Genomic DNA, 24964 nt, shown 5'->3' with positions numbered 1-24964 from the left:
TCAGCTCCAGAGTTTCTGGTTCTGACGTCGTTTCCATGGTTTTCACAGAGCCTGTTCATGAACGGTTTCTAAACTCAACGCTGTCAGCGCGGTCTACCGCCCCGCTGACGAACCGTCATTTTCATTCTTTAGACTGCGCCGGCCTGCGATCAGGCGACGCACTATGACTTCTTTATAGGGGACTTCGATGTCCGTACGACGCACACGCAAAGACGATGGCAGCCAATGGACAGTTGCGGACAGCCGCGGTGTTTACGGGATTCGCCATTGGGGGGCCGGGTATTTCGCGATCAATGACGCCGGTCGCGTCGAAGTTCGTCCGAACGGCCCGAGCAGCTCGCCTATCGATCTGTTCGAACAAGTCGACCAGTTGCGCAAGAGCGGCCTGTCGTTGCCACTGCTGGTGCGTTTCCCCGACATCCTGCAAGACCGCGTCCGTCAGCTGACCGGCGCTTTCGATGCGAACATCGAGCGTCTGGAATACCAGAGCAAATACACCGCGCTGTACCCGATCAAGGTCAACCAGCAGGAAGCGGTGATCGAGAACATCATCGCCACCCAGAACGTTTCCATCGGTCTGGAAGCCGGCTCCAAGCCTGAGCTGCTGGCGGTGCTGGCGCTGGCGCCGAAGGGCGGCACCATCGTCTGCAACGGGTACAAGGACCGCGAGTTCATCCGTCTGGCGCTGATGGGCCAGAAGCTCGGCCACAATGTATTCATCGTGATCGAGAAAGAATCCGAAGTCGGTCTGGTGATCGAAGAGGCCGCTTCGCTGAAGGTCAAGCCACAGGTCGGCCTGCGCGTGCGTCTGTCGTCCCTGGCGTCGTCGAAGTGGGCGGATACCGGTGGCGAGAAATCCAAGTTCGGTCTGTCGGCGGCGCAACTGTTGTCGGTGGTCGAGCGCTTCCGCGCGGCGGGCCTGGATCAGGGCATCCGCCTGCTGCACTTCCACATGGGTTCGCAGATCGCCAACCTCGCTGACTACCAGCACGGCTTCAAGGAGGCGATCCGTTACTACGGCGAGCTGCGCAATCTGGGCCTGCCAGTCGATCACATCGACGTCGGTGGCGGTCTGGGTGTGGACTACGATGGTACGCACTCGCGCAACGCCAGCTCGATCAACTACGACATGGACGACTACGCCGGTGTCGTGGTCGGCATGCTCAAGGAATTCTGCGACGCGCAGGCCTTGCCGCATCCGCACATCTTCTCCGAAAGCGGCCGTTCGCTGACCGCGCACCACGCGATGCTGGTGGTGCAGGTGACCGACGTCGAGAAACACAACGACGAAATTCCGCTGATCGAGAACAAGGAAGCCCTGCCGGAAACCGTGCAGTGGCTGGTCGATCTGCTCGGCCCGACCGATATCGAAATGGTCACCGAAACCTACTGGCGTGCCACTCACTACATGAGCGACGTAGCTGCCCAGTACGCCGACGGCAAACTGACCCTGGCCGAGAAAGCCCTGGCCGAGCAGTGCTACTTCGCCGTATGCCGTCGCCTGCACAACTCGCTGAAAGCACGTCAGCGTTCGCACCGTCAGGTGCTGGACGAACTCAACGACAAGCTGGCCGACAAGTACATCTGCAACTTCTCGGTGTTCCAGAGCCTGCCGGACACCTGGGCGATCGATCAGGTACTGCCGATCATCCCGCTGCACCGTCTCGACGAAGAACCGCTGCGTCGCGCCGTCCTGCAAGACCTGACCTGCGACTCCGACGGCAAGATCAACCAGTACGTCGACGAGCAGAGTATCGAGACCAGCCTGCCGGTGCACGCGCTGAACGAAGGTGAAGACTACCTGCTGGGCGTGTTCCTGGTCGGTGCCTACCAGGAAATCCTGGGCGACATGCACAACCTGTTCGGTGACACCGACTCGGTGAACATCTACCAGAACGCCGATGGCAGCGTGTACCACGCCGGTATTGAAACCCACGACACCATCGAAGACATGCTGCGTTATGTGCACCTGTCGCCGGAAGAACTGATGACTCACTACCGCGACAAGTGCGCCAGTGCCCGCATCAGCGCCAGCGAGCGCACCCAGTTCCTCGATGCCTTGCGCCTGGGCCTGACTCGCTCCTCCTACCTGTCTTCCTGACGTTCAGGTTCCGACTCCACCAGATTGTCTGAAATTGTTCCGCGCACAGCGGGCATTTCAGATGATCTGGTGAGATTCTTCTTTTTAAATTCGTGAAATGGCCTTCATCCAGGCGAGCAAAGTGATGTCGTCTGCTTTTCGCGTAGGTCATTTCCGAATTTGTACTTCGGCACTCTACTCGGCCATGCCTCTCGGCGAGAATCCCCGGCCGCCCCTCCTGTAGAGAATCGCCCATGTTCGATCCAGCCTGCGAGCCGTTGTTTCGTCTCGATGTAGCGGGTCTGTCCACTCCGCTTGAAGTCCTGGCATTCACGGGTAGCGAAGCCATCAGTGAGCCTTTTGCCTTCGAGATCGACTTGCTGCTCGATGATCCCTCCCTGGATCTCGCCAGCCTGATGTATCGCCCGGCTCGCCTGTGTTTCGGGCCTTCGGGCAACGGCGTGCACGGGCAACTGCACAGTCTTGTCCAGCATGAGCCTGGGCAGGGCGCGCGATTGTGCCGGGTGCGGCTGGGGCCACGGTTGAGCTGCCTCGGCCTGCGATATAGCCAGCGCATCTTCAGCGACCGCACGGCACCGCAGATTCTGGATCAGGTCCTGCGCGAGCATGGAATCAGCGGAGCCCGGCGCCGATTCGAACTGCAGGCCGATCATTCCCCGCAGACGTTCTGCGCCCAGTACGGAGAGTCGGATCTGCAACTGGTGCAGCGGTTGTGCAGGCAGGCGCGGATTCACTATCGCTTCGAGCATGGCGACAGGGGGCATTGCCTGGTGTTCGGCGATAATCCGGCCGGGCTGCCGTCAGCGCACGACTTGCGAGTCAACAGCGAAAGCAGTGCCCCGTCGTCGACCATACGGCGTTGGCTGATGAGCGAGCAGGTCGACGTGCAAGGCGAAGGATTGCAGCGTGTTCGCACGGCACAGGGGGACTCCTGTCAGGCAACCCTGCGCAGCGGTCAATGGCTGGCGTTGTCCGGTCACCCTATCGCAGACGCCAACAGGCGCTGGTTATTGACCCGGATCGAGCACCATGCGGATCAGTTGCTCGACCCGCCCTACAGCAATCGGATCTTTGCCGCCGATCATCTTCACGTGCCCCCGGTGCCCGCGCAGTGCTCGGGAAACCGCATGCGCAGTCCGCAACGCGCGTGGGTCGTGTCGGTTGCGGAGCCACAACCGGATCCCGGGCGCCCGATTGCCGTCCAGTTTGACTGGCTGTATCAGGGCGAAGGGGCGAGCCCGAGTCACTGTTGGCTGCCACTGGCCCCGGCGCTGGCCGATGCACCGTCGGCGCTGATGCTGGAAGGTCTGGAGGTTGTGGTGAGCTTTCTCGAAGGCGATCCCGAACAGCCCGTGATCAGTGGCGTCCTGCAGGCTTTGGCGCCTGCGAAATCCATTGAGCAAGAAGAGCCGTTGCCGGTGCCTGACCGCCTGGCCAGCGAAGGTCTCTCGCAATGGCTGAAGGCGGCCGAGCCGTTGTTACTGTTGTGCCTGATACCCGGAGGTGGCAGTTATCGGCACTGCGCCGCATCGGTGTGCTGTTGCCGAGTGGCCGCCGGGCTCAAAACGAGCGAAGGGCGATGAGCGTCGCGGCACCCGGACAGCGTGCGCAATGGTTGTTGCTGGACACCGCGCAGGCACAGCAGGCGTTGATCACGCTGCGTCAGGGATTCTCGGGTGTGCGCAGCATGAAACTGTTTCACGGTACGGAGTTCCAGCCGGTCGATGAGCAGGGGCCATGGCTGATCGATCTGCGCGATTTCCCCGCACTCTCGTCGCTCTGTCATGCCGACCCGCAGACCTGGCAAGGGCTGCTGCTGGGCTGCGCAGCTCCGGAGCAGCGGTTGCGCGAGCACTTGCAACGGATGCTGACCGTCTCGGTGGGACTGGATCATCGTGCGCTGCTCAATTACTACAATCGCCAGACTGCCAGCTACTTTTTCGATGCCTGTGACGCCCGGCAATTGAGCTGCTGGCTCGGGCCGATAGACTGGTTGCGCTGGTTCGGCGGGACCTGGGCCGATCTGGCCGGCGGCAGTCAGGGCTGGCAGCAGCTGCGCAATCCGGGGCTGGCCGTGGAACCTCTGCGGGTCGAACAAAGCCTGACCCGCCAACAGCGCGAACGCCTGCACCGATGCCTGCTGGATCAGCATGTCTGGCGCTGGAGTCAGTCGACGGGGAACGGCTATCGGCTGATCTCTTCCTTTCAGGAGCAAGGCCTGGCGCTGGGGTTCAGCGAACAGGCGCTGCTGGACGACTGGTTGTGGCTGCGTTTGCAGCATCCGCGTGCCGAGCTGACACCGCTGCCGCAAGGTTTGACCCCACGGCAGCGGCTCGAACTGTTGCGTCGGCGCTGGCTGAACGATCCGTCGTGAAGCGCCGCTTCAGTGAGCGGCACCATTGAACCAGCCATCGGTGCGCCGCAGCCACCACGCCAGTCCCCCGAGCGTCAGGCTGCGCAGCACCATGAACAGCAGGAATGAAATCCACAGGCCGTGATTGCCCAGACCTTGCAGCGCCCAGGCGACCGGCAGCAGCAGGATCACGGTCGCCAGCATGCCGTTGCGCATTTCCCGGGCACGGGTGGCACCGATGAACAGGCCGTCGAGCAAGTAGCTCCAGACTGCGATCAACGGCAGGACAGCCAGGTAGGGCAGGTAGATGAACGCGGTGTCGCGCACGCTCTGGATGTCGGTCTGCATTTCGATGAACAAGTGGCCGGCCAGCAGGAACAACGCGGCAAAGCCCAGGCTGGCCAGCAGCGACCACCCGCCGGCAACCACCAGCGAGCGACGCAGGGCCAGACGATCCCGGGCGCCGATGGCGTGGCCGCACAAGGCTTCGACGGCGTGGGCCAGTCCGTCCAGCGCGTGGGCGGTCAACAGCAGGCCGTTGAGCAACAGCGCGTTCGCCGCGACGGTGGCATCGCCCAGTCGCGCGCCCTGCACGGTGATCAGGAAAAACACCGATTGCAGGGCCAGGCTGCGAATGAAAATGTCGCGGTTGACCGCCAGCAGCGGACGCCAGCTCTGCCAGACCTTCAGTGCCGCCCAGGCGATGTGGCCGGGATAGGCACGAAGCGCCTTGCGGGTCATCCACAGGCCGAGCAGTGCGCCGCTCCATTCGGCGATCACCGAGGCCCGCGCCGAACCGACCACGCCCCAGTCCAGGCCGATCACGAACCACAGGTTGAGCACGATGTTGATCAGGTTGGTGCTCAGCAGAATAGCCAGCGGCGCCCGTGCGTTCTGGGTGCCGAGGAACCAGCCGACCAATGCATAACTGGCCAGCGCCGCGGGCAGCCCGAACAGGCGCGTGTGGAAGAAGTCGCGGGTCAGCTGATCCAGCTCCGCCGACGGTTGCATGAAGTGCAGCGCGACCCCGCTCAGCGGTACGCCCAGCGCTCCGAGCAGCAGCGCTAGCCCCATCGCCAGCAACAGGCCCTGAAGCAGAATCTGCCGCAAGGCCGCACCGTCGCTGCGCCCGGCGGCCTGGGCGGCAAAACCGGTGGTGCCCATGCGCAGAAAACCCATGGCCCAGGCCAGAAAGGTATACAGGCTGGCACCCACTGCCACCGCGCCCAGTTGATGAGCGTGGGGCAGATGACCGATGACGGTGCTGTCGACCAGCGCCACCAGCGGCACGGAAATGTTGGAGAGGATCATGGGGGCGGCGAGCGCCCAGACGCGACGATGGGTCGGGCGGTCGCGCCAGTCGGTGATCAGGTTGGACATGCGGGCTCCTTGAGGAGCTGCATTGTAGCGGGCGGCGTCAGTGAATGATCCAGCTCAGCAGCCACAATCCCAGCAGCAACCAGATGATCCCGGCAATGATCGAGGCATTCATGAACGCGCGGATCGCCGACCACAGCAGCATCAGGCCGACGATCAGCGCGATGATGCTGATGATCGAGGTGTCCATGCCCAGCGCTCTCGACAGCCCGTCGACAAAGTTGCCTCCGGCGTTGCCCAGCAGATTGAACAGGCCGCTGAGGCCGTCGACGATGAAGCGGATGATCGAGCCGAGCGCCTGGCCCAGCCATTCGAAAAAGCTTTCTACCTGCATGTCTGTTTCCTGATGAAAGAGCTGAGCCTTGGGCCGCAGCGGGAGCGGTCGAGTTCCCTGCAAGCATAGAGGGTTTTAACGGGCGACTGGCGCTTGCCTTCGCGCAGCTTCCCCCCGAAGCTATACGCCTTCAGGAGAGCCCGATGAACCTTGTTGAACTGACCGAACGCCTGCACGCCATTCGCGACCGCAATGACTGGCGGCAATTTCACAGCCCGAAAAACCTGGCCATGGCCGCCAGCGTGGAAATGTCCGAACTGGTGGAAATCTTTCAGTGGCTGACCGAAGACCAGTCCCGCCAGTTGCCGGCGGACAAACTCGCCCACGCCGGGCAGGAAGTCGGCGACATCGTTCTGTATCTGTTGCTGCTGTGCAGCGAGCTGGGCCTGGACATGAATGAAGTGGTGCGCAGCAAACTCGCCGACAGCGAACGGCGGTTCAGCTGATGAGCGACCGTCATTTCGATCAGTTGGCGACCCGCTTCGCCGAAAAAATCTACGGTGGCGCCAAGGGCGCGATCCGCCTCGCGGTGCTGCAGGCCGACCTCGCCGAAGCCTTGCCGGATCGTCCGTTGCGGGTGCTCGACATCGGTGGCGGCCTGGGCCACATGTCGTTGTGGCTGGCTGAACGCGGGCACCAGGTGACGTTCACCGAGCCGGCCGAACCGATGCTCGAAGGCGCACGCCAGCGCTTTGCCGAAGCCGGGCAAACCGCGACGTTCATTCAGGCACCCTGGCAGGAACTACTCGGCCAGCTCACCGAGCCTTACGATCTGGTGCTGTGCCATGCGGTGCTGGAGTGGCTGGCCGAACCCCACGCGATCCTGCCGGTGCTGCATCAGTTGACCAAGCCCGGCGGCTGGCTGTCGCTGGCGTTCTACAACCGCGATGCACTGATTTACCGGAACCTGCTCAAAGGCCATTTCAAGAAAATGCGCAGGAACGACATGGCCGGTGAAAAGCAGAGCCTGACCCCGCAGCAGCCACTCGATCCACGGGAACTGGCGACGCAACTCGCCGGGTTGTGGCAGGTCGAAACTCAGAGCGGGGTGCGGGTTTTCCACGATTACATGCCGGTGGAATTCCAGGCCCGCGCCGAGTTGATTGATTTGCTCGAGATGGAACTCGCCCACCGTCGTCACCCAGGCTTCGCCGGGCTTGGGCGCTACTTGCACTGGATCTGCCGGCCGATCTGATCGGAGCGAGATATGAAAGGTCATTCAGGGTTACTGCTGATCTGTCTGGGGTTGGCCGCTTGCCAGGGCAGCAACCCCTACGTAGCGCAGTCGCGACCGTTGCCGCCGGCCCCTCCGCAGGCAGCGACCACTTTCGACCGCAGCGCTTATCCCGCGCCGCCACGGGATTACGGGCGCTATCGCAGTTGGGCGTGGCTCAACGGTCAGCTGCCGCCGGGCACGGCCTGGGCGGATTCGGCGCAAGTGGCCGAAGCCGTCAGCAGTGCGCTGGATCAGCGCGGCTTGCGCCCGCTGCATGACAATCGCCCGGCCGACCTGCTGGTCAGCGCCAACCTGAGCCTGGAAACCCGCCTGCGTCAGGTGCAGGACGATTACGGTTATTACGGCGGCTACGGCGGATATGACCGTTACGGCCGCGGTTACGGGATGTACAACACGGTGCCGATCGTCCGTACCTATCAGGAGCAGGTCGTGGTGGTGCGGGTCGATCTGTTCGACGCCGGCAGTGGTCAGCCGGTCTGGAGCGCCAGCGCCGAAACCGGCACGCAAGGCAAGCAAAGTGATCGCACCGACGCGATTCGGGAGGCTGTCGAAAAGGCCATGTCGGCGTATCCTCCCGGTTAGCTTCTGGAAAATGAGAAGCTCCTCCAGGTTCATGTCTTCCACCGGAGAAAAATCATGTTCCGCCGTCTCGCTTTACTGGCTGTGGCCGCGCTGCTCAGTGCCTGCGCCGCCAACCAGGTCAACCATGACTTCGACGCCAGCCGCGACTTTGCCGCTTACCGCAGCTGGAGCTGGAAAGACCCCGCCCTGCAATACCGCCCCGACGATCCAAGGATCAAGAGCGACCTGACCGAACAGCGCATCCGTCAGGCCGTCGCCGACCAACTGGATCAGCGTGGCCTGCGCCCGGCCGCTTCGGGCGCCCGAGGCGATCTGTTTGTGCAGACCTACCTGATCGTCGAGGACCGTCAGCAACAGGTGACCACCAACTACGGCGGCGGTTGGGGCGGCCCGTGGAACGGTTACTGGGGCGCCCCGATGTACAACGAAACCCGCAACATCACCTATAAGGTAGCGACCATTCAGGTCGATCTGCTCGACGGCAAGGACGGCAAACTGGTGTGGCGCGGCAGCGACGAGCAGATGCTCAGCCGCACGCCGAATCCGGCGGATCGCAGCAATGCCATCCGCGAGACGGTGGCGCGGATCCTGTCCAACTATCCACCGCGTTAATCTGTTGAAAAAGTACGGGAGCCAAATGGCTCCCGTTGTTTATGGGCGGGTAAAACTGGCGTCTTGCCAGCAGCGTTGCCTGCGCGTGTCTACACTCATACCCATCCATGGAGGTTGCGCCCGGCCGTGCGCCGGCAAAGGAGTGCGCCATGTCGCGTCATTCGCAGTGCGGCGGGCCAGCCCGGCAGCGGGGAGCCATCGGCCTGATGGCGGCGCTGACCCTGGGCATGGCCCTGGTGTTCATCCTGGTGGTGGTCGACAGCGGCCGCCTGTATCTCGAGCGTCGTCACCTGCAACAGATCGCCGATGTCGCCGCCCTTGAAGCCGCGACCCGTGGCGGCAACTGCGGCGCCGGGGCCACGGCCAACGCCTATGCGCAGGCCAGCGTCGTGCGCAACAATTTCCCGATTCCCAGTGCCGGTCGAGCCTTGGCGGTCGCCTGCGGATCATTGAGTCTGGACGCCAGCAATCTGCGGGTGTTTGCCGTCAATGCCGCCAGCACCGAAGCGATCCGTGTCGTCGTCAGTCATACCGTGCCTCAGAGCTTTGCCGGTGCCATCGGCGGACTCTTCGGCGGCGCGGGCCGCAATGCAACCATCAATCTCAGCGCCACGGCAGTCGCGGCGGTGCCGCCACCATTGGCATCCCTGACCATCCGCAGCACCGCATTGAGCGTCGATACGGGGCGGTCAGCCGTGCTCAATGCGTTGTTCGGTGGCTTGCTGGGCGGCAACCTCTCGCTCAGTGCCGCGAGCTGGAATGGCCTGGTCAACACCAATATCAATCTGCTCGGTTATCTCGACCGGTTGAAGGTCGATATCGGTCTCAGTGCGGGCGGCTACAGTGAAGTGCTCGGCAACACCATCGCCGTCAGTCAACTGGTCCAGACCGCGATCAACGTCCTCGACCCCAACGGCACCCTGAGTGCCACGGCAACCATCCTCGGCTTGCAGGCGATCAAGGCAGCGGCCGGCGCGACCCAAGTGGTGCTGGGCAACCTGCTGAAGGTACAGGCTGGCACCCAGGCCACGGCACTGGCGGTGGACGTGCGGGCGTTCGATCTGATTCAGGGCTTCGTGCAACTGGCCAACAAGCAGAACGGCCTGGTGGCCAACCAGACGATCAACCTTGGCGTGGCACAAATTACCGCGAGCGTGCAGGTGCTGGAGCCGCCGCAATTGTCGGCTATTGGCAACCCTCGGCTGGCAGCCGCCAACCCCTTGGGGCCGAACCGGATTTATGTGAAGACCGCGCAGGTGCGAACTCTGTTATCGGTCAATCTGCCTTTGCTGGATACGATTCTGTCGCTGGTCAATGCCGTGGCCGATCTCGCCGGCCCGTTGACCAATACGTTGAATGCCTTGCTCAGCCTGAATCTGGTGGGGGTGATCGATTCGCTGACGTGCGCGCTCGGTGCGTCCTGCCAGACACCGTCGATCGAGGTGCTGCCCGGGCCGATTCGTCTCGACGTGGCGCTGGATGTGGCGGCGGCCAACAGCTACGTCACTGCATTCAGTTGCCTGACGCCGACCAACAAGACCCTGACCACCAACACCACGACTTCAGTCGCCAACCTGAAAATCGGCCGGATGGATCCGGCAGCGGTGTTCGGCAATAACGTCACGCCGCCGGCCGTGGTGGTGCAGCCGTTGAAGGTGATCGATATCGGCGTGAAGACCTGCCGACGCTTCCTGGTGCTGCCGGTCAGTTGCGATCCGCGCATCCCTTCCGTCGGTGGCGGGCTCGACATCTCGGCTGACACCACCGTCGGCCAGAACGCCAACATCCCCCATGTCTACTCCGCACCGCCGGCTGCCAGTCTGCCGGAGATCAACCAGCCGCCGTTCTATTACAGCTACACCACCAGCAACGTGGTCAGCAGCCTGAGCGACACCCTGAACAACCTCAACCTCAACATGCATGGCCCGACGGGCAGTCTGGTCAGCGGGCTGGGGGCAATTCTGAGTTCAGTGAAAACCTTGCTGGTCACCACCATCAACACCGTGCTCAGTCCGCTGCTCGACACCCTCATCAACACGCTGTTGATGGCCCTGGGGATCAACCTCAATCAGGTCGATGTCGGCGCCAATCTCAGTTGTCAGTCGGGGCGGGCGACGCTGGTGATCTGATCGTCGAGGGCGATCGGCAATTCGATGCAGAACCGGGCGCCGTCGTCGCCGTTGCGCACGCTCAGGCGTCCGCCCATGTTCTCGACGATGCCGTAACTCACCGACAAGCCCAGGCCAGTGCCGACGCCCACCGGTTTGGTGGTGAAGAACGGCTCGAAAATCCGCTCCAGCAAACGCGGATCGATGCCGCCGCCGTTGTCCTCGACCCACAGCCGCACCACGTGTTCGTCGTGTTCGGCATGCACGGCAATCCACGGCTGGAAGTCGCGATTGGATTCACGTTTGCTCAACAGCGCGTCCCGGGCGTTGACCATCAGGTTGATCAACACCTGTTCCAATTGATCGACGTACCCGCGCACCTGCAGCTGGAAGTTCGCCTCGCCGATTCGTAGCTCGACGCCTTTGCCGCGCAGGCCTTCGGACAGCAACGACAAGGTGCCTTCGATGGCGTCGAGCGGATTGAACGGGTGCTGTTCGATTTCCGAGCGCCGGCCGAACACCCGCATATGATCGACCACCCGCGCCGCTCGCTGGACCTGAGTGTCGATACGGTTGAGTTTGTCGGTCAGGTAATCGATCTGCACATCGCCGTTGCCCAGGCGTTTGAGCACGTTGACGATGGCCATGCGCATCACGTTCAGCGGCTGATTGATCTCGTGGGCCAGCCCCGTGGCCATCTCGCCGAGGGTGGCCATTTTTGCGCTCTGGGTCAGTTGCTGCTGCGAACGCCGGACCTCGGTGTTGTCACGGCCCACGGCCTGGATTTCGAGTAAACGGCCCTGTTCATCGAACACCCCGCGATCCGACCAGATCCACCACGCATGTTCGCGCCCCGGCAGGCGCAGGTTGATTTCGGCACTGCTCACCGGCGCGTCCGGAGTCAGTTGCGCCAGGCGCTGGACGAAGGCCTCGCGTTGTTCGTCCGACATCCAGCTGCCCAGATTCACCCCCGGCAGTTGTTCCGGGGCGCACTCCAGATACATCGCCAGTGGCCGGTTGCCGAAGGTCAGGGTCAGGTCCGGGCGATAGCGGCAGATCATGGCCGGCGAATCTTCCACTAGGATGCGATAGCGTTCTTCGCTGGTCTTGATCCGCTCGGCGGCGAGGGTCGCGTCGGTAACGTCCAGCCACAGCCCGACGGCCTCCACTGGCAGACCGAGATCGTCGCGTAACAGTTTGGCTTCGTCGAGCAGCCAGTGGGTGTTGCCCTGGGTGTCGAGCATCCGGTAGCGCGTGCTCACCGAACCTTCGCGCAGCAACTGCCGGGTACGTTCGAAATACGCCGCGCGATCGTCGGGATGGACATGATTCACCAGCGCACCGTCGGCGCAGTCGGCAAGGCTCCAGCCCAGCAATGGCTGCAGGCTGGCGCTGAAAAACGTCGGCTGCAGCGCGCCTTCGACATAGCGCTGCACGTAGATCACCGCTGGCGCGCTGGCGATCAGGTTGTCCAGTCGCGCATGGGCCGCGGCCGCCTGTTGTTGCTGGTTCTTGATGTCGCTGATGTCGAGCATGAAGCCTACGAGACGCCGCTCGGCGCCGATGCCCAGTGACTGGCCCTGCAGGCGGAACCACTGCGGCTGCGCTTGATCAACGGGTTGCAGGCGCACGCACAGCTCCAGTGCCTGACCTTCGTCCTGCAAGGCTTGCAGGCGGCTGCGCAGTTCTTCGCGGTCGGCCGGGTGCACCCGGGCGAACCAGGCCTGAATCGGCAGGCGCCCGGCGCTCAAGCCGAGGTTGACGGCCAGCGCATCGGCGAGCAGCACTTCGGCGCTGTCGCTGAACACCTCCCACCAACCGGTGCCGAGCAGGCCTTGCAGGATTTCCAGACGTTCCAGCTGCAAGTGGTGACGATGTTCACGCAGGCGTTCCAGCAGCGGCGCGGCGACGGCGGCGGCCAGTTGCAGCCAGTCGTGATCGCTCAAGTCGACGGTGTGTGGCTGCACGTTGAAGCAGCCGAAGAGCAGCCATGCCGCCACGCCATGGGCATCGCGATAGGGCACGGCAAACCCTTCGGCGGGGCCGAATACGCTGCTCAGGCGGGGATGCTCGGCGGGCAGCACGCGTTGCGGTGCGGCGCCGTTAAGGCTGTCGAGTCCGGTGCCCAGACGCTGCGCCATATCCCACAGCCGCGGGGCGTCGGGTGCGCTGTAATGCTGATGAATCTGCCAGCCCTGGGCTGCTTCATCCAGCAATGCCACTGCGATGCACGGCACCTGAAAGCGCTGGCTCAGGCACTGCAGTTGTTCACCGAGCACCTGCGGCAGGCGCGCCAGGCCACAGAGTCGCAAATGGTCGCGGATGTGTGCGGCGAGCCACTGGCATTGTTCGCGACTGCGCGCCTGCTGCCTTTCGCTCAACAGGTCACCGATGTCCAGCAATTGCAGGATCCAGCCATTCCCCTGCGGCTGCACCCAGCCGCGCAAGTGCAGCGGCGGACCGGCGAGGCTGAAAAAATCCAGATCGAGCAACTGTCCCTGCCAGTCGGCGGGCACGCCTTCGACCGCAAGCGTGCTGTGCGGCAGCAGGTAATCGAGCAGATGCCGCGTGCGAGTGGCGGACAGTTGTTGCGCCAGCACATGGCGCAGCGGTCCGGTCAGGTGGATGACCTGGCCTTCGCCATCCAGATGCAGCTGCAAACCGACGCCGGATACCGCGGGGTTGTCCATGACCGCTGGCGGTGTGGACGTTTGACGATTGAGCAGGCGGTTGAACAGCTTGTCACCGGAACTCAAAATTGCAGGCTCGAGCTGGCGGTCAGGTTGGCAGGCAGATTGGGCACCGCCCCGATACCGGGCAAGACCAGAAACGGTAACGCCTGATTGAGCTTGTTGGTCGGGTAGTTGATGCGCACCGTCAGCAGGCCGCCCACGTAGGTCACTGTCGCGTCAGTGGCTGCGTTGAAGTTCAGCGCCGGCGGCAGCCACGCCAGGCGTCGGGCCAGTTCGGCGCGTGCCACGTTCTGGATCGCGGTGGCGTAGTTGGCGGTCGCCGGATCCAGCGCCACGCCACGCCGCACCGCTTCGGACGTCGACTGGGTGAAGGCCTGCATCAGCAACATCGGCAGGCTGTAGCTCACGATCCCGTAAAACACGGCAAAGAAGATGACGAACACCAAGGCGAATTCGATGGCGGCGGCGCCTTTTTGCTTGCGGGGGAGGCCGGTTTTCATGAGTGCGTCTACCCTGACAGTCACTGCGTAGTATCAGCATAGAATCATTCAGCCAAAACGGACGATTTTTACCGGATGCACAGCTTTGTCCTACTGATCTGGCTGACACTCTGCGCCGCGCAGGATGCCCGCGAACGCCACATCGGCAACGGCCTGACCCTCGGTGTCGGCGCGCTGGCGCTGGTCTGGCTGCTGGTCAGCGGCACCACCTGGATCGGGGCCGAGGCGGCGCAGGGCGGCTGGGCGGTATTGCTGGCGCTGGCGCTCACGCTGCCGGGTTACCTGCTGGGGCGTATGGGCGGCGGCGATGTGAAACTAATGACAGCCCTGGCTCTCGCGACAGACGGTCAGCACCTGCTGGGCGCGTTCATCGGCGCCGCTTTTTGCAGTGTGATGTGGATGCTGCTGGTGCCAAAAGTCTGGCTGCATGTCAGTCAAGGGGTTAGAGAACGTCTTAGATATTTCAGTCCTGAAGTGTCAAAAAAGCTGCCATTTGCGCCGTTTGTGCTGGTTGGAACAATCCTGACTTTTTATTGGATCCATTAGTCGCCACCCGCCACTACTGCTATGTACATAGTCGGAAAGTGCGTCTACTTTCAAATAAGCAGTTATACAGCCACAGGCTGGCAGTACAGGAAAGGCCAGCTTTGGCCCGGGCATGGAGTGGCACGTGAACAAGCTTACGTCGGCGGTAAAAGTCCTTGTGGTCGATGATCAGGCGCTGATCGTTGAAGAGCTCTGTGAGTTTCTCGAGAGCAGCGGTTATCGCTGCGTGCCCTGTGAGTCCAGCAGCGAGGCGGTCACGCGTTTCAGTGAAGACCCGGCCATCGGCCTGGTGTTGTGCGACCTGCACATGCCGGACATGGACGGCATCGAGCTGGTGCAGGCGCTGCAGCGGGTGTCCGGCAAGAACCGGGCGTTCGAAGCGATCATGCTTACCGGCCGCGCCGACAAGCAGGATGTGATCAAGGCGTTGCGCGCGGGGATTGCCGATTACTACCAGAAACCGGTGGATCTGGATGAGTTGCTGGAGGGGTTGCGGCGTCAGGAAACGGTGCTGCAGGAGCGGCAGAAGACCCTGCAACTGGGGCACCTGAATCAGAAGCTGCAGGATCTTTCTTCGTCGATCGATGATTTGTATCAGGATCTGGACAAGGTTCGGCGCGGGCCTGCGCCGGCTGCCCAGACCTTGGCAGAGGGTGACAGTGCAGAGATGCCGGCGATTTTCGAGCAGTTGTCGCCGCGCCAGCTCGATGTGGCCCGGCTGGTGGGCAAGGGGCAGACCAATTATCAGATTGCCTGTGAGTTGGGGATTACCGAGAACACGGTGAAATTGTATGTGTCGCAGGTTTTGCGGTTGACGCATATGCATAATCGGACGCAGCTGGCGTTGGCTCTGGCGCCGGGGAGTTCTTCTGCTGTTCGGCGGGGGGTTACGGCGCATTGACCTTGGCGGCCTTTGGGCCGGCCAGGCCTTGGGTTTGTTTTGGGTGAATATCCGGTTTTTTGGGTGTTGCGGCTGGCGGTTCCGCCCTTACGGCGGGTCACTTTTGGCAAACGCCCCAAAAGTAACCAAAAGGTCTAGGCCCCTGCGTTCGGCACCTCGCTTTGGCTCGGTGTTCCTTCGTTCCGGGATTCATCCGGGGGCATCGCCTACGGTTTGCTTCGCTGCACCTCCTCTCGATGCATGCGGCTTCGCCGCACGGTCGCTGCGCTCCCACCCCCGGATAAATCCCTCCACTCAGCCTGCCGATGGGGCCGGCACGTCAAGAGCGGTACTCGAGCTAACGCTCATCGTGTTGAGTGGTGGGAAGCGAACAGCGAACAGCAGACTGCTTTTTCTTGATCGTTCCCACGCTCTGCGTGGGAATGCAGCCCGGGACGCTCCGCGTCCCGATTCGAGCTGCCAGCGACTGTCGCTGGCAGCTCGGTTCAGTCAGAGCGGCTTGGCTGTGGGTTGGATGACGCTGTACTTCGACGTTATCCAGTACTCGGTTCACCGTCAGTTCGGTGGGCATGTTGTTGGAAACATCCCCCAAAATCACGCCATCTGTAGGACGACAAACACGTTTGGAAATGTGTGCTTGCGCCGCGTTTATCCTCCCGACCCACTGTCCACAGTCCCACCCTGCTTCTGATCAAAGAATTCCGGAATCTCGTGTGTGTAGCTCTTCAACCAGCGTTGCATGCTCAGTTCGCGTTCGGTGGGGGTGCTGGTCTGGGGTTTGTTGGAGGCGGCTTTGTTGCGGCTTTGCAGGAGCAGCCAGCCTTCGGTTTCCTGTTGTTGCGCCGAGGCGGGGCCGGGGTCGATGGCGTGGGTGGTCAGGGGCAGGGCGAGGAGGGTGAGGCAGAGCGCGGTGGCTTTCATGGCGGGGCTCCTTACTTGAGCATCGCGGTGGCGGCTGCGGTGACGGGGCTTGGGGTCTTGAGTTTCTGGGCGCGGGTCTGGGCCTCGTTGAATTGCTCAGGGCTCAGGTTCAGGCGGCTGACCAGTTCGGCGGCGCGGGTCCAGTCGTCCTGGTAGAGCAGCAGCGTCACCAGGTTCAGGGCGGCCAGTGAATCGCTCTGCTTGAGTTCCATGGCGGTGAGGAATTCGAAGCGGGCGTCTTCGATGCGCAGTTGGTTGAGGTACACCACGCCCAGGTCGTTGCGGATTTTTTCGTCGGTGGGGGCCAGGCGGGCGGCGCGTTGCAGGTGGGCCTGGGCCTGGCCGTAGTCGGCGCGGGCGGCGGCGAGCTGGCCGAGGCCGTGTTCGGCTTCGGCGGCCAGGCAGCTGCCGAGCAGGCCGCGATACAACGGCTCGGCTTCGCTGCGCCCCAGCAGGCGATAGACCTTGGCCTTGCGCAGGCGGACGTCGGCGAGGTTGTCCGGCAGGCTTTGCAGGTTCGCCAGGCTGGCGTGCAGTTTGCCGTCCTTGGCCATGTCGTCGGCCAGGGTCATCGACAGTTGTTGTTCCTGGCTCAACGGGCCGCAACCGGCGTTCGGGTTCAGGGCGCTCCACGGCGTCTGGCCGTTGCTGGCGCAGCCGCCGAGCATCAGCAGGGTCAAGCTTGCAATCATTGCTTTCATGGCGATTCCTTCTATGAGCCCAGTGCCCGCGCCAGGGCACTGAAGCCCGGGCCTGCGAGGACGATCAGCAGCGCCGGGAAGAGAAACATCATCATCACGACGGACATTTTGGCGGACATTTTCGAGATGTATTCCTGCAGCCTGGTCAGGCGTCGGTCATCGAGCAGTTGCTTGAGCGCCAGCAGCGATTTCATCGCGCCCCCACCCTGTTGCAGCAGTTGCTGAAGGATCACGCAGGTGTCGGTGAATTCGTCCACCGCCAGCAGGCGCGTGGCCTTGTTCAGTTCCTCGCCCAGCTCCAGGCCCGAGTCGACCCGGGCCAGCACCAGACGCAATTCCTGGGTCAGCACCGGCAGCAACGTCTGGCCTTCATGGCTGAGCACGCGCAACGCCTGCTCGACGGCCATGCCGGCTTCGAACAGGATGCGCAGCAAAGGAATGAAGGTGGAGATTTCCGTGGCCAGTTGTTTTTGCCGGCGGGCGGCGGCCATCGCCAGCAGGCGTTTGGGCAACAGGTAGCCGATGCCGAGGGCGAACAGCGGGGCGATCCATTGACGCTCGATGTGAGGAAACAGCACCCCTTGCAGCAAGACCGCCACAGTCAGCAACAGCAGCGGCGAGCCGATCTGGCAGGCGGCGAACAGTGATCGCTGGCGGGCGCTGCGCCAGCCGAGGCGGTTGAGCAGGGTCTGGGTTTCGTTGTCGAGTTTGACCGCGCGCTGGCCGAGGGTACTGCTGCCGAGCACCTGCAGCAGGTTACCGAAACGATTGTCCCGCAGCAGCGCACCTTCCAGCCGCCGCGTGACCTGCCGCGCGCGACGACGGCGGTCGAGCAGGCCGCTGATCAGCAACAGTGCAGCGCCCAGCATCAACATCGCGCTGATCATCAGAGGCATGGTCATAGGCTGCGCAACATCCGCCAGAGCAACAGGCTGCCGATCACCTGCAGGCCGAAGGCGCTGGCGAGCATCATCTGGCCGGAATGGTCGTTCCACATGGCGATCAGGTATTTGGGATTGGACAGCAGAAAGTACCCGGCCAGCCCCACCGGCAGCAGGCCGAGCACCCAGGCGGTGATGCGGGTTTCGCCGGTCATGGCGCGCAACTGGCGGGACGCCTGGTCACGTTCGCGGATCATCCGGATCAGGTTTTCCAGCAGTTCGCTGGCGTTGCCGCCGTAGCGGTGATTGACCTTGAGGCCGACGGCGAACAGGCGCAATTCGTCCTTTTCATAGAGCTCGGCCACATCGCCCACGGCCTCCGGCAGGCTCACCCCCAATTGCACGTTGCGCTGCACCCGGCCCATGGCGTTTTTCAGCGGGTCTTCGCTGGCGTCGATCGCGCCCAGTACCGCGTCGGCCAGGGTGCGTCCGGATTTCAGGCTGCGCACCGTGTGGTCGAGCAGTTGCGGCAGTTGTTCGATCATCCGTCGCAACCGTCGCTGATAGCGCCAAATGACGTAAACGCGCAGCGCCAGCGGTGGCAGCACCAGCAGCAACAAAAAGCCGATCCAGCCGCCGATGACCAGGCCGATCACGCTGCCGAAGGCCCACAGCAGCAACCACAATTCGAGACGATCCGGGTGACCGAGACCCGCCCGCAAAAAGGCGCGCTCCAGTCCCGCCCAGCGCGGTTTCTCCGCCAGCAGTCGCGGTTGTCCCTGATTCAAGCGGTCCAGTACCCGTTCGGTGCCGCTCTGGCGCCAGCCGTTGTAGAACAGGCGCAGCGACAGACCGAGCAACGCCATACAGATCAGGATCAGCAACAGCGGTTTGAGCATGTCGGAGCCCTCACGGTGACAGCGCCGGTTCGCGGCGCAACTTGTCACCGGCCGGGTTGACCGCTTCACGCAGAAAACCGAAACCGGTGCGGCGGTCGAGACGGAACAGGGTGTTGGTGACGTAGATGTCGTCGCGCACCCCGACCACTTCCACCACTTCGCTGACGCAGCGGCGGCCGTCGGGCATGCGCGTCAGTTGAATGATCACGTCGAGTGCCGCGCAAATCATCTGGCGCAGGGTGCGTTCGGCAATGGTGCGTCCGGTCAGGCCCACCAGGGTTTCCAGGCGCAGCAGCGCGTCCTGTGCGTTGTTGGCGTGGACCGTGCTCATCGAGCCGTCGTGGCCGGTGTTCATCGCCGTCAGCACGTCGACCACTTCGACCCCGCGAATCTCGCCGAGGATGATCCGGTCGGGGCGCATCCGCAGGGCGTTGCGGATCAGGTCGCTGGCCTTCACTTCGCCGTGGCCCTCGGCATTCGGCGGGCGGGTTTCCAGGCGCACCACATGCGGATGGCCGAGTTGCAATTCGGCGACATCTTCGATGGTCACCAGCCGCTCGTGCGGGTTGATCAGCTGGCTGAGAATGTTCAGCAAGGTGGTCTTGCCGGTGCCGGTGCCGCCGCTGATGAGAATGTTGCAGCGCTTGCCGACGGCTTCGGCGATGAAGTCGAAGATCGCCTGATCGATGGTCTGCATCGCCATCAGGTCAGTGCTTTTAAGCATGTCCTTGCGAAATTTGCGGATCGACAGGCACGGGCCGTCGAGGGCAATCGGCGGGATGATCGCGTTGACCCGGCTGCCGTCGGGCAGGCGCGCATCGACCATCGGCGACGACTCGTCGAGGCGCCGGCCGAGCGGGGCGAGGATGCGCTGCATCACCCGTTCGACGTGGTGCGCATCGATGAAGCGCAGGTCGCTCAGGTGCAGCACGCCATCGCGTTCGATGAACACCCGGTGCGGGCCGTTGACCAGAATCTCGGTCACGGCGCTGTCGCGCAACAGCACTTCCAGCGGGCCGAAACCGGTCAGTTCGTCGACGATTTCTTCGGCCAGACGCTCCATTTCGTAACGGGAAATCGCCAGATGCAGACGAGCGATATATTCGCCGACCTTGTCGATGACGAACTGCGATAACACTTGCCGCGAGCCTTCCAGCAGGTTTTTTCCCGACTCTTCGATGGCGTCGATGATGTAGCGGTGCAGCACCAGTTTCAGGCCGTCGTGGTCGGTGTTGCCGGTGGCGTTGCGCTGTGGTCCGCCGAACAATTGCTCGCTGCTCATGAGCTGCCTCGCAAGCGATCAAACCAGGTGACTTTGGGTTTGGCCAGGCCTTCGGAACGCTTGGCCAGCCGTTCGCCGAGGGTGCGCAGGCTCTGGCTGATGGCTTCGCGCGGGGCCAGTTCGAACAGGGTCACGCCCTGGTTCTTGGCATTCAGGCGCACTTCCGGGCTGTAGGCCAGCACTGCGATGACTTCCAGGCCGAAGGTCCTGCCGAGGGTGTCGGAGTCCGGCGCGACATTGCGCAGGTAGCGATCCACCAGCAGCCGGCCGTGATCAAGCTTCATGCCTTTTTCGCGCCACAGATTGAGCACTGCGAGGTTGCGTCGACAGTCGAGGACGTTCTGGTCGGTGTACCACAGCAGCTTGTCGCAATGGCTGACGAAGGTGCGCAGCGCTTCGCTGTCGGGTTGGCCGGTGAGGTTCACCACGATGTGCTGGAAGTGCTGGCGCAGGGCGCTGAGCAACATGTACAGCTCGGCGGCGCTGGTGCGCTCCAGCGGTTCGTCGCCGAGGGCGTAGGCGAGAATGCGCAACCCGGCCTCGGCACTGGTGAAGGCGCTGTCGATCAGGGTCGCGTCGAGGCGGCGCAGGTGACGTAACGCATCGCCGAAATGAAACGAGCTCTCCAGCCCCAGCAGGGCCAGGCTGTCGCCGCGCGGCAGGCCAAGGTCAAGCAGCAAGGTCTGCTGGCCGCTCTTCTGCACCACCAGCGCCATGTGATTGGCCAGCAGCGCACCGTCGGCGTTGTTCTGGATGCTGTACAGAACGGTCAATCCGCCGAGCTGGGTGTTCGGCGTGACCGCCGGCAGGCGTTTGCTCAGCCGTCGCACCAGGCCGGCGACTTCGCTGGAACGCGAGCCGTAGGCCACGAAATCCCGGGCACCGGCGCGCATCGCGTTGAGCACCAATTGATTGTCCATGCCGTCACCGAGGGCGACGATCGCCAGCATCGGCTTGGCTTCGAGCACGCCTTCGATCAACGCACTCTGGGCCACCAGATGTTCACGGTCGAGGCCGACGAACACCAGGCTGGCGAAGGTCACGTCGACCAGCGCGAGCAGTTCGTCGAGGCTGCCGCCACCGGCGCTGACCACTTGGCCCAGCGGCGCCAGCGCGCCTTGCAGCCACTCAAGATCGGTGGTGTTGCGGGTGATGGCGAGAAAGGTCTGGCTCAGGCTCTGGCTCATTGCGATAACCCGCTGCGTTTATCGAAGTTGCCGTTTTCCAGGAAGTACAGGCGATACCAGTTCGGGTCGTAGTTGCGCAGTTTCTCGCCGGGCAACGACGGCAATGGCGCGTTGACGGCCAGCGGTTGCACCAGGTGCGGGGTGACGATCATCAGCAGTTCGCGTTCTTCGCGGTTGATCGACGAGTTGCGGAAAAACGCGCCGAGTACCGGGATGTCGCCCAGCCCCGGAAACTTGTTCACCTCCGAGGCATTGCGGGTACTGATCAAACCGCTGATGACGAAGCTTTCGCCATCGGCCAGGGAGATGCTGGTGTCGGTGCGGCGAATGGTGAACGCCGGCACGGTTGTTCCGCCGATGGTGACACCGTTGTTGTAATCCAGCTCGCTGACTTCCGGGGCGACCTTGAGGGCGATCCGGTCGTTGCTGACCACGGTCGGGGTCAGGGTCAGGCGGATACCGAATTCCTTGTACTCGATGGAGTAGCTGTTGCTGTTGGCGCTGGGCACCGGAATCGGTACCTCGCCACCAGCGAGGAAACTCGCACTCTGTCCGCTCAAGGCAACCAGGCTTGGCCGCGCGAGGGTGTAGGCGAAACCGCTGCCTTCCAATGCATTGACGATGCCGAGGAACTTGCTGCTGCCACCGCCCCAGACGATGTTGAACATGTCGTTGGCCAGCGGGATGCTCGGCGCGGCAATGCGGGGATCGATGTTGAACAGCGGCACCACACCCGGCGTGACCCCGGTGTTCGGCACGGTGCCCGGCGCGCCGAACAGAAAGTTGTTGGAGCCCTTGCCGTAGATCGACGTACCCGCTTCCTTGAGTTTGGTGCGGCTGACTTCGACGAAACGGATGTCGGTCTGCACTTGCGAGGGCAGGTTCGGTTCGCTGCTGGACGGCAGCGCCGCGGCAGTCATCGCCGCACTGGCCTTGCCCTGCACGAACACCATGCTTTGACGCGGTGTGCTGGAGCAGGCGGTCCAGATCATCAACGTGGTGGCGCCGGGGCCGACGCCGGTGAGCAACACACCCTGATCGCCGGTCACGCGCACATCGGCGATCTTCGGATCGCCCACGGCCACCCGAGTGATCGCCACCGGCGATTGCACGGCCTGTTGCAGGCCTTCGCCGATTTCCAGCACGGCCGGCAGCGGCGCAAGCGCAGCGCAGTTGCCGGTAGCGGCGGCCGCGCTGCCGATCGAAGCCACGCTCAGCAAGGAAAACTGCAGCCAGTGGAACAGGAGCGTAAAGCGTTTGCGCATGGAGGTGCATCCTTGCTCGATTCAGTGCGTGGGTTCGGCGGATTCGGTGCCGCGTATCACTTCCACGGCCGGTTTTCCTGGAGCAGTCTGACTGGCGACCGCCATGGGTTTGGGGGGCGGCGTCAACGACAGTTGGCTGAACTCGATCAACGCGCGCCGAGGGCTGTCGAGGCTAGCGGCGACGTTGTTGTCGCCGGCCCAGTAGCGCGCCAGTTGCTGCTCGTCGGCGCTGCGCACGGCCAGCCGCAATACGCCGGCGCTGGAGGCCAGCATCAGGCGGTTGAGCAACGGCTCAGGCACCGCGAGCACAACGCTGCGGGCGGCGGTGCGCAATTGTTCCTGTTTGAGTCTTTCTTCTTCGCTGTGGGCGGGGCTGGCGGGTTGGCCGCTGTTGGTCAGGCCCATCTGATTACCCACGCCGAGCACCCGCACGGCAGGCACCACCAGTTGGGCGCTCGGCTGCGGGTTGTTCTCATCCTTGCGCAAGAACAGCAGCACATCGACATAGTCTCCCGGCGCCAGTTGCCCGCCGGCATTGATCACTTCATCGACCGCCACTGCGAGTGCGCGTTCGCCGGGGCGAATCATCCGCGCCAATGGGCTGCCGGCTTCGAAGCTTTCCTGGGTCAGCCAGGTGCCAGCCGACAGGGCGCGCCAGGGTGTGCGGCCGATCACCTGATCGACGCTGGCCAGGCTGCCGGCGGGGGCGGTGCGCAGTTTTTCCACGGCGACATCGGCGGCGGTGATGGTCACGAACGGTGCGATATCGCGCACCAGCACCACCACCGGCTGGCGAGTCGGATCTTCTACCGGTGCCGGGGGGGCGATCGGGTTGGCAGGAGCGGCAACCACGGGTTCGGCAGCCGGGGCCTGGCGACTCAAAGTGAGCCCCCAGTAACCGGCGATGACGGCACCCAGCAGCAAAATGCCGGCCAGACCCAGAGTGACGCGACTGTTCATGACGGCTCTCCCTTTCCCGCTGCGCTCTGTCTCTTGCAACAACCCGTGACGTCCAACGAGATAACTTCGCAATCAGGCAGCTATGAACGAGTAACTATTTCGCTATTTGACGGTAGCGCAGCCCGAACAAAATGCCATTACGCGGGCCGAAATATCCGCCGAAAGCAGGGGACTAAAGCGCCAAACATGGTTTTTTGCCGTTGTATGGGTCGCTAATACTTTGGTGTTAATCCGTTCTTACAGTTGTAGGTCCGGACATTGCCGACAATGCTGATGCTGGCACGGGGAAATCATGTTGCGAACGCATAACACCCGGTGCCTTCAAGGAGAATCAGTCATGTCCTTCGCAAAAAAAGCCGTGCAGACAATCAAGTCCCAGATCACTTTTTACAAAGGCCTGGTCAAGGACACCGAAGGAGCTTCGGGTATCGAATACGCGATCATCGCCAGTATGGTGGCGGTGGCGCTGGCCGCATTCGTGACACCGATCTCGACCGCCATTACCACGATGTTCAACACCATTCAGGCCGCACTCTGATCGGGTAGGCAGCCATGGCCGGCAACTTGCGAATGCGCCCAAGGGGTTCTAACGTCAGCGCTTAGTCCATCGCAGGAATCGCCCTATGTCTTTCTCCCATACGCCCCGCCAACAGTTGCTTCTGGTCGATGACGAGGAGGACGCACTGCTGGAACTGGCGGAGTTGCTGGAGGGGGAGGGCTTTGTCTGTCATACCGCGACCTCGGTGAAACTGGCCCTGCATCATTTGACCCGGCATCCCGATATCGCGCTGGTGATTACCGATCTGCGCATGCCGGAGGAAAGCGGCATGTCGCTGATAAAGCGATTGCGCGAACACACCTCGCGCCAGCATTTACCGGTGATTGTGACTTCCGGGCATGCGGACATGGAGGATGTGAGCGACATGCTGCGGTTGCAGGTACTGGATCTGTTTCGCAAGCCGATTTATCACGTTCGGTTGCTTGAGACGCTGGATAATCTGTTTCCCAAGCCTCGGGTGAATGTTTCTTGAGGGTTTGACTTGGCGGCCTTTGGGCCGACCATGTTGTTGGGGTTTTGGGTGAATATCCGTTTCTGCGGGTGCGCCTGCTGGCGGTTTCGCCCTTACGGCGACTCACTTTTTTGACAAACGCCCGGAGTGCCGGCCCAGTCAAAAAGTAAGCAAAAAAACGCTTGCTCCTGCGTTCGGCCCGCTCTCTGGGGCTCGGGGTTCCTTCGTTCCGGGTTTCATCCGGGGGCATCGCCTACGGTTTGCTTCGCTGCACCTCCTCTCGATGTGTTTGGCTTCGCCAAACGGTCGCTGCGCTCCCACCCCCGGATGAATCCCTCCACTCAGCCTTCCGACGTCGCCCGTAGATCAAAAGCGGTACTCGAGCTAACGCTCATTGTGTTGAGTGGTGAGGAGCGATAAGCGATAAGCGAAAGCGGACTGCTTTTGTTTGATCGTTCCCACGCTCTGCGTGGGAATGCAGCCTGGGACGCTCTGCGTTCCGATCTGGGATTCG

At 62.8% G+C, this 24964-nt stretch carries 24 protein-coding genes; 12 read left to right on the top strand and 12 right to left on the bottom strand.

All coding sequences use genetic code 11. The features are described 5' to 3' along the window. Positions 1–187 precede the first annotated feature (187 nt). The 3 genes from speA to AWU82_RS17755 all read left to right on the top strand — a co-directional run bounded on the left by speA (position 188) and on the right by AWU82_RS17755 (position 4475). Positions 188–2101, top strand: a complete 1914-nt coding sequence (gene speA / locus AWU82_RS17765) for an arginine decarboxylase (protein ID WP_064379230.1) — start codon at positions 188–190, stop codon at positions 2099–2101. A gap of 233 nt (positions 2102–2334) precedes the next feature. Continuing rightward, entirely contained in the window at positions 2335–3684 is a 1350-nt protein-coding gene (locus AWU82_RS17760) for a type VI secretion system Vgr family protein (RefSeq protein WP_064379232.1), read from the top strand. Beyond that, on the top strand, positions 3681–4475 hold the full coding sequence (locus tag AWU82_RS17755; protein ID WP_064379234.1) for a DUF4123 domain-containing protein: 795 nt from the start codon (positions 3681–3683) through the stop codon (positions 4473–4475). Before AWU82_RS17760 ends, AWU82_RS17755 begins: the two co-directional genes overlap by 4 nt. A gap of 9 nt (positions 4476–4484) precedes the next feature. Here AWU82_RS17755 and AWU82_RS17750 read toward each other — a convergent pair whose 3' ends face one another. Then, positions 4485–5834, bottom strand: coding sequence for an MATE family efflux transporter (locus tag AWU82_RS17750; RefSeq protein ID WP_064379236.1), 1350 nt, complete (start codon positions 5832–5834; stop codon positions 4485–4487). Between the two features lie 37 nt (positions 5835–5871). Then, entirely contained in the window at positions 5872–6165 is a 294-nt protein-coding gene (locus tag AWU82_RS17745) for a hypothetical protein (protein ID WP_064379237.1), read from the bottom strand. Positions 6166–6308: 143 nt separating this feature from the next. Here AWU82_RS17745 and AWU82_RS17740 point away from each other — a divergent pair, with 143 nt between their 5' ends. The 5 genes from AWU82_RS17740 (at position 6309) to AWU82_RS17720 (ending at position 10725) form a co-directional block, all read left to right on the top strand. Then, entirely contained in the window at positions 6309–6611 is a 303-nt protein-coding gene (locus AWU82_RS17740) for a MazG-like family protein (RefSeq protein WP_007951009.1), read from the top strand. Beyond that, positions 6611–7360: a methyltransferase gene (locus AWU82_RS17735; protein ID WP_064379239.1), complete on the top strand. Its 750-nt coding sequence runs from the start codon at positions 6611–6613 to the stop codon at positions 7358–7360. The genes AWU82_RS17740 and AWU82_RS17735 overlap by 1 nt, the downstream gene beginning before the upstream one ends. 12 nt (positions 7361–7372) lie before the next feature. Next, positions 7373–7984 (top strand): DUF4136 domain-containing protein, encoded by a 612-nt coding sequence (locus tag AWU82_RS17730; RefSeq protein WP_064379241.1) that lies wholly within the window; start codon positions 7373–7375, stop codon positions 7982–7984. 54 nt (positions 7985–8038) lie between these two features. Then, positions 8039–8596: a DUF4136 domain-containing protein gene (locus AWU82_RS17725; protein WP_007951006.1), complete on the top strand. Its 558-nt coding sequence runs from the start codon at positions 8039–8041 to the stop codon at positions 8594–8596. 149 nt (positions 8597–8745) lie between these two features. Beyond that, positions 8746–10725 (top strand): pilus assembly protein TadG-related protein, encoded by a 1980-nt coding sequence (locus tag AWU82_RS17720; RefSeq protein WP_064379243.1) that lies wholly within the window; start codon positions 8746–8748, stop codon positions 10723–10725. Here the strand turns inward: AWU82_RS17720 and AWU82_RS17715 are convergent. Continuing rightward, positions 10695–13460, bottom strand: a complete 2766-nt coding sequence (locus AWU82_RS17715; RefSeq protein WP_064379245.1) for a PAS domain-containing sensor histidine kinase — start codon at positions 13458–13460, stop codon at positions 10695–10697. The two genes, AWU82_RS17720 and AWU82_RS17715, sit on opposite strands and share 31 nt — an antisense overlap. Beyond that, positions 13457–13897, bottom strand: coding sequence for a TadE/TadG family type IV pilus assembly protein (locus tag AWU82_RS17710; RefSeq protein WP_064379247.1), 441 nt, complete (start codon positions 13895–13897; stop codon positions 13457–13459). Before AWU82_RS17710 ends, AWU82_RS17715 begins: the two co-directional genes overlap by 4 nt. Before the next feature lie 75 nt (positions 13898–13972). Between AWU82_RS17710 and AWU82_RS17705 the strand changes: the two genes are divergently transcribed. Both AWU82_RS17705 and AWU82_RS17700 read left to right on the top strand, forming a co-directional pair. Further along, on the top strand, positions 13973–14443 hold the full coding sequence (locus tag AWU82_RS17705) for an A24 family peptidase (protein WP_064379248.1): 471 nt from the start codon (positions 13973–13975) through the stop codon (positions 14441–14443). Positions 14444–14567: 124 nt separating this feature from the next. Beyond that, on the top strand, positions 14568–15344 hold the full coding sequence (locus tag AWU82_RS17700) for a response regulator transcription factor (RefSeq protein WP_064384041.1): 777 nt from the start codon (positions 14568–14570) through the stop codon (positions 15342–15344). Between the two features lie 648 nt (positions 15345–15992). On the opposite strand, the gene AWU82_RS17695 is transcribed toward AWU82_RS17700, so the two are convergent. From AWU82_RS17695 to cpaB, 8 genes are read right to left on the bottom strand one after another with little or no spacing between them, the layout of a single operon-like run. Next, positions 15993–16265, bottom strand: coding sequence for a DUF3613 domain-containing protein (locus tag AWU82_RS17695; protein ID WP_064379249.1), 273 nt, complete (start codon positions 16263–16265; stop codon positions 15993–15995). A gap of 11 nt (positions 16266–16276) precedes the next feature. After that, positions 16277–16966, bottom strand: a complete 690-nt coding sequence (locus AWU82_RS17690) for a tetratricopeptide repeat protein (RefSeq protein ID WP_011332285.1) — start codon at positions 16964–16966, stop codon at positions 16277–16279. An 11-nt stretch (positions 16967–16977) separates the two neighbouring features. After that, positions 16978–17868: a type II secretion system F family protein gene (locus AWU82_RS17685; RefSeq protein ID WP_064379250.1), complete on the bottom strand. Its 891-nt coding sequence runs from the start codon at positions 17866–17868 to the stop codon at positions 16978–16980. After that, a complete protein-coding gene (locus tag AWU82_RS17680; RefSeq protein WP_064379251.1) occupies positions 17865–18746 on the bottom strand; it encodes a type II secretion system F family protein in 882 nt (293 codons plus the stop codon). The genes AWU82_RS17685 and AWU82_RS17680 overlap by 4 nt, the downstream gene beginning before the upstream one ends. A gap of 10 nt (positions 18747–18756) precedes the next feature. After that, positions 18757–20028: a TadA family conjugal transfer-associated ATPase gene (locus AWU82_RS17675; RefSeq protein WP_064379252.1), complete on the bottom strand. Its 1272-nt coding sequence runs from the start codon at positions 20026–20028 to the stop codon at positions 18757–18759. Continuing rightward, a complete protein-coding gene (locus AWU82_RS17670) occupies positions 20025–21215 on the bottom strand; it encodes a CpaE/TadZ family protein (RefSeq protein WP_064379253.1) in 1191 nt (396 codons plus the stop codon). The genes AWU82_RS17675 and AWU82_RS17670 overlap by 4 nt, the downstream gene beginning before the upstream one ends. After that, the gene (locus AWU82_RS17665) at positions 21212–22480 is read right to left on the bottom strand and encodes a type II and III secretion system protein family protein (protein WP_064379256.1); all 1269 of its coding nucleotides are present in this window, start codon (positions 22478–22480) and stop codon (positions 21212–21214) included. Before AWU82_RS17665 ends, AWU82_RS17670 begins: the two co-directional genes overlap by 4 nt. A gap of 21 nt (positions 22481–22501) precedes the next feature. After that, positions 22502–23440 carry a Flp pilus assembly protein CpaB gene (gene cpaB, locus AWU82_RS17660; RefSeq protein ID WP_064379258.1) on the bottom strand — a complete coding sequence of 313 codons (939 nt, stop codon included), beginning with the start codon at positions 23438–23440 and terminating at the stop codon, positions 22502–22504. A gap of 337 nt (positions 23441–23777) precedes the next feature. Here cpaB and AWU82_RS17655 point away from each other — a divergent pair, with 337 nt between their 5' ends. Beyond that, on the top strand, positions 23778–23978 hold the full coding sequence (locus tag AWU82_RS17655) for a Flp family type IVb pilin (RefSeq protein WP_064379259.1): 201 nt from the start codon (positions 23778–23780) through the stop codon (positions 23976–23978). Between the two features lie 85 nt (positions 23979–24063). Further along, positions 24064–24471: a response regulator gene (locus tag AWU82_RS17650; protein WP_011332293.1), complete on the top strand. Its 408-nt coding sequence runs from the start codon at positions 24064–24066 to the stop codon at positions 24469–24471. Positions 24472–24964: the final 493 nt, after the last annotated feature.

The organism is Pseudomonas glycinae, assembly GCF_001594225.2.
Lineage (GTDB): Bacteria > Pseudomonadota > Gammaproteobacteria > Pseudomonadales > Pseudomonadaceae > Aquipseudomonas > Aquipseudomonas glycinae.
This window is presented reverse-complemented; position numbering and strand designations above follow the sequence as displayed.